The sequence below is a fragment of the uncultured Rikenella sp. genome, from assembly GCF_947628055.1.
Lineage (GTDB): Bacteria > Bacteroidota > Bacteroidia > Bacteroidales > Rikenellaceae > Rikenella.
In genome coordinates, this window is the sequence record NZ_CANQYJ010000151.1 from 1 (window position 1) to 3,953 (window position 3,953).

2 protein-coding genes and 1 pseudogene are annotated in these 3,953 nt (G+C 57.1%); 1 reads left to right on the plus strand and 2 read right to left on the minus strand.

What is annotated here, in order from left to right:
- Window positions 1-274 precede the first annotated feature (274 nt).
- Window positions 275-3,121: a PD-(D/E)XK nuclease family protein gene (locus tag Q0Z93_RS09840; protein WP_298065067.1), complete on the plus strand. Its 2,847-nt coding sequence runs from the start codon at window positions 275-277 to the stop codon at window positions 3,119-3,121.
- A gap of 77 nt (window positions 3,122-3,198) precedes the next feature.
- Here the strand turns inward: Q0Z93_RS09840 and Q0Z93_RS09845 are convergent, their stop codons facing one another.
- Both Q0Z93_RS09845 and Q0Z93_RS09850 read right to left on the minus strand, forming a co-directional pair.
- Window positions 3,199-3,567 (minus strand): hypothetical protein, encoded by a 369-nt coding sequence (locus Q0Z93_RS09845; RefSeq protein ID WP_298065069.1) that lies wholly within the window; start codon window positions 3,565-3,567, stop codon window positions 3,199-3,201.
- 131 nt (window positions 3,568-3,698) lie between these two features.
- Window positions 3,699-3,953 (minus strand): annotated as a pseudogene (locus tag Q0Z93_RS09850) (ABC transporter permease); the annotation flags it as partial.

Sequence of the window (3,953 nt, forward strand, 5' to 3'; positions counted from 1 at the left end):
GCGCCGGGGGCCGCTTCTCGCGGCCGGGGGGCGGTGCGAGCCGAAAAATCGGGACAAGGGAGGGCTGGTACGATAAAGTATATAATCGCGATTGGATCGTACCCGCATTTTTCAATCGTTTTTCGGTTCGGTTCGGTGCCGAGCGGCACCGAACCGAACCTTTTCCGCCACAATACGCTTCCCGGCACAGAACCGAACCGCCGGAGCCATCCGGCTGCCGCGAAAGACAGGTACACCTTTCCTGCACTCGACACAGGAAAAACCCAACCGACCGATGAAGAAATTCCTTGCGGAAGTCGCTGAAAACCTCTACCGGACATACGGCACCGGCATCTCCGACCTGCACATCATCTTTCCCGGCAAGCGGGCGCGGCTCTTTTTCAACGACGCCCTGCTCGGCCTGACCGAGGGACGCCCGATGTGGCAGCCCCGGTATCTCTCGATGGACGACCTGATCCGCAGCCTGTCGCCTTTGGAGGGGGGAGATCACCTGCGCCTGACCGCCGAACTCTACCGGATTTACAACGAGTATCATCCCGAGCCATTCGACCGGTTTTTCCGCTGGGGCGAGATGCTTCTTTCGGACTTCGACACCATAGACAAATACCTGATCGACGCCGAAACCCTCTATGCCAACATCAGCGACCTGCACGACATCGAAGACCGGTTCGGCGGGCTGTTCGCCGGGAACGACGAAGCGATGGAACTGGTGCGCGGCTTCTGGACCACCCTGAACCGGCGGGGAGTGCAATCGGCCGAACAACAGCAATTCCTGAAAATATGGCGCTCGCTGCATACCATCTATACGGCCTATAAGAATCGGCTGCGTACACTCGGCATCGGCTACAGCGGGATGATCTACCGCGACATGGCCGAGAGCCTCGACCTCTCGGCGGAGTCAGACAAGCGGTTCGACGGCAAGATATTTTGTTTCGTCGGATTCAACGCGCTCAATGAATGCGAAAAACGGCTCTTCGACTACCTGAAAGAGACGGGCGCCGGACGATTCTATTGGGACTACGACAATTACTTCTACCGGTCGGACGACCAGGAAGCCGGACGGTTCATCCGGCGCAATACAGCACGGTTCGGCGACGACGCGCCCGATTTGGAACGGGATCATTTCGTACAGCCCAAACAGATCGAAGTCATTTCCACCCCGTCCGATATTTTGCAGTGCAAAGCCCTGTATCGGAAGTTGGAAGAGATCCACGACGAGCAGGGCTTCTTAGACAAGGAGACCGCCATCGTGCTGACCGACGAGAATCTGCTCCTGCCCGTTCTCCACTCCATTCCGCCCGCAGTCCGGAACCTCAACGTGACGATGGGGTACCCGTTGGCGAACACCGTGCCGTACATTCTGCTCGAAAGGCTGCTGATGCTCCAGAGCCACGCCCGCGAAGGGCGATTCTCGTACACCGACGTGCTGGGCATCCTTTCCCATCCATATGTGGCGGAACAGGCAGCCGAAGCGGCCAAAGCGGCGGCCGAACACATCGACACCTGGCAGACGGTGTGGGTGCCGCCGGATCTTTTCGCAGGCAACGACCTGCTCCGGCGCATTTTCCGGCCCGTGAAGGACGTCGACGACATGCAGCGGTACATCGAAGAGATATTGTCCGGATTAGGCGCCATCCCCTCCGACACCGTGGAGGCGCGCGAGCGGAAAGAGTTCCTCTTCACCCTACTGGAAAATGTGCTCCGGTTGGGGAACACCGTGCGGGAATGCGACATCGAACTGTCGCTCGGCATCTATATCTCACTGGTGCGGCAGACACTGGTCCAATGCCGGGTGCCTTACGAAGGGGAGCCGCTCAGCGGCCTGCAGGTCATGGGGATTCTGGAGACCCGCAACCTCGACTTCGACAACGTGATCCTGCTCTCGCTCACCGACGACACCTTTCCGGGGAACCGCGACGGAAATTCATACGTACCGTTCAACCTGCGGCAGGCTTTCGGCCTGCCCACGCCGCAGGATCACGAAGCGATGTACGCCTATTACTTCTACCGGCTCATCGCACGGTGCCGCCGGCTGATCCTGATGTACAGCTCGGCGGCCGACGACAATCGGACAGGCGAGCAGAGCCGCTATATCTACCAGTTGGAGTACGAGGCGCCCCACGAGGTGGAACGGGCCAGCGTCGACCTGCGGATCGACTACCGGCCGGTGGAGCCGATCCTCGTGCCCAAAACGCCGGAGATCATGCGGCAGATGCAGCAGATGAGGTTCTATCCGTCGACACTGAACCGCTATATCGATTGTCCGCTGAAGTTCTACTTTGCGGATGTCGAACGGCTCGAGGCTCCGGAGCAGCTCGGACAGGAGGTCACCCATCTGGACGTAGGGAACACCCTGCACCGGGCTTTGGAGCTGCTCTGTACGCCGCTTGTCGGGAAACCGGACGCAGCCCGGCATATCGCCGCCTTCACCTCATCCGACATGCAGATCGTTACGGAACAGGCGATGGCGGACGTCATGGGCGCGCGGGGGCAGGACATAGAGATCAGCGGCCGGATCCAGATGCACCGCGACATCGTGATACGGTATCTTCAGAATATCCTGCACCACGACTCGCAAAGCCACGCGGAACCTTTCCGGATATCGGGTCTGGAGAAAGAAGTGAAACATACCTTCGGGCTGGGCGGACGATGCGTCACGCTGGCCGGAAAGGCCGACCGGATCGACCTGCTCGGCGACGGCACGCTGCGGATCGTGGATTACAAGAGCGGGGGCGATACGCCGGAGTTCGCCTCGATAGAAAGTCTTTTCACGAACGAAAAGGTCACGCGCGACGGCGAGCTCCGCTACGAGCCGCATAACGGAGGAGTGCTGCAAACCCTGCTCTATGCGCTGGTGCTCGGAGCGGAGGAGCGGGTCGAGGTGTCGCCTGCGCTGTATGTGGCCCGCAAGATGAGGATGGACGACTACTCGCCCTATCCTGTATGCAAGGAAGAGGGCATGGCACCCCTGAAGCGTCTGCGGCCGGAACAGTCGGCGGCACTCGTTCACGGGTTGGAAGAGCTTTTCGCGGCGATGTTCGATGCTTCGCAGCCGTTCGGGCAGACGGAGCATGTGCAAAAATGCGCCGTCTGCGATTTCCGGAGTATCTGTCGCCGGTAACGGAGCCGATGGTATTCAAAAAACAGCGGGCGCAGGAATGATCCTGTGCCCGCTGATCGTAAAGCGAATATAACGAATTATTGTCTGGTGTAAACAGTCTCTTCGTCCGAACCATCCAAGTGCATGACAATGCTCTTCTTGTTTACCGTTCCCGTGACGGATTCTCCTGCAACCGTTAACGTTACATTCGGTGAATTGTACACATAAGTTCCAACTTGCTGGTCAGAATCAGTGGTTACACCGTCCTCTTTGTTGAAAAAAGAAGCGGTGAACCGGGTATCGGAAGTAAAAGTTATCGTACTGCCCCATTCATAAGTAGTCCCTCGTATCTCCTGTATTTCATAAGCTTTCCAGGTGGTACCCGTCAGATCGGTAATTTTCTCATCATCTTTGCAGCCTGTCAGCCCTAAAACAGCAACCGTCAAAAATAAAAGAATTTTCTTCATTGTCATAAATTAGTTAGTAGATTAACTCTCTTACAAACATAATCTAAAAAATTTATTTGCACAAAATATGATTTTATTTGTTATTAATAACACTAAATCTACCATATTTTATACCGATTCCACCTCTAAGTTCAGTCCTTGATCGCCACGACCGGATTCGTGCGCGTGGCTTTCATCGACTGCCAGAGCACCGTGAGGAACGCGATCGCAAAGGCAGTAAGCCCCGCCAGCGCGAAGATCGTCCACGACAACGGAATCCGATAGGCATATCCTGCGAGCCACCCCCGCATCAGGTACCAGATCACCGGCACCGCCACCACGAACGCCACCAAGACCAATTTCAGGAAACCCATGACCAACTGCGCGAGCACCTCGCCGCTCGTGGC

Bases quoted from the DNA above. Each gene is read 5' to 3' on its own strand.
- Q0Z93_RS09845 (WP_298065069.1), bottom strand. From the start codon at position 3,567: ATGAAGAAAATTCTTTTATTTTTGACGGTTGCTGTTTTAGGGCTGACA.
- Q0Z93_RS09840 (WP_298065067.1), top strand. From the start codon at position 275: ATGAAGAAATTCCTTGCGGAAGTCGCTGAAAACCTCTACCGGACATAC.